This is a genomic window from Oleiphilus sp. HI0125, from assembly GCF_001635355.1.
Genome location: NZ_LWGF01000253.1, coordinates 1 through 1,072 on the forward strand (window position 1 = coordinate 1; position 1,072 = coordinate 1,072).

Below are 1,072 nucleotides of genomic sequence, written 5' to 3' on the forward strand. Positions count from 1 at the left end.
ATATAAGGTTAGTCCTATCATGCATTAGTTTGAGGGTTCATGCACCCAAAATGCATAACAAAGCTACCATAGGGACACTTTTTGCTACGTTCCGCTTTGGCATATGGCCAAATTTGTTAACCTAGAAGACCATAAAGTGGCCAGATGGCCAACATATGGTTCCCACACCAGAAGGGATAAAATTCAAGCAAAAATGGTGGGCCTTCCCAGACTTGAACTGGGGACCTACCGATTATGAGTCGGGTGCTCTAACCAACTGAGCTAAAGGCCCATTCTTGCTTTGCTCTTTCGAAAATGAGCGAAGGGGGATCTCTTCATCTAAGAGAGCCTTAAATGAAGAAGGGGCGCATTATAATGCGCCCCTTTAAACTTTGCTAGACGATTATTCGTCTAAGAAGCTGCGTAAATGATCAGAGCGCGTTGGGTGGCGTAATTTACGCAACGCTTTGGCTTCTATCTGACGAATACGCTCACGCGTTACATCAAACTGCTTACCAACTTCTTCCAAAGTGTGGTCCGTATTCATTTCAATACCAAAACGCATACGAAGTACTTTCGCTTCACGAGCAGTCAAACCAGAAAGAACACTACGTGTTGCTTCTTTAAGACCTTCACCTGTTGCTGTATCCACTGGAGATTCAGCCATAGTATCTTCGATAAAATCACCAAGATGCGAATCTTCATCGTCACCGATTGGTGTTTCCATAGAGATTGGCTCCTTAGCGATCTTCAGTACTTTACGTACCTTCTCTTCCGGCATATCCATGCGTTCACCAAGCTCTTCAGGCGTTGGTTCACGACCCATTTCTTGCAACATCTGACGAGAAATACGATTCAACTTGTTGATCGTTTCGATCATGTGCACTGGAATACGGATTGTACGCGCTTGGTCTGCAATAGAACGCGTAATCGCCTGACGAATCCACCAAGTTGCGTAAGTAGAAAACTTATAACCGCGACGATACTCAAACTTATCTACGGCTTTCATCAAACCAATGTTGCCTTCCTGAATCAGATCAAGGAACTGCAAACCACGGTTGGTGTATTTTTTCGCAATCGAGATAACAAGACG

The 1,072-nt window shown here is 44.3% G+C and carries 1 protein-coding gene and 1 tRNA gene; both read right to left on the bottom strand.

Features of this window, described 5'->3' with window-relative positions; translation table 11 throughout:
- Positions 1 to 194: 194 nt before the first annotated feature.
- Positions 195 to 271, bottom strand: a tRNA-Ile gene (locus tag A3762_RS03710).
- A gap of 111 nt (positions 272 to 382) precedes the next feature.
- Positions 383 to 1,072 (bottom strand): RNA polymerase sigma factor RpoD (gene rpoD, locus A3762_RS03715; RefSeq protein WP_068754150.1); only part of this gene is annotated, 690 nt, incomplete at its 5' end.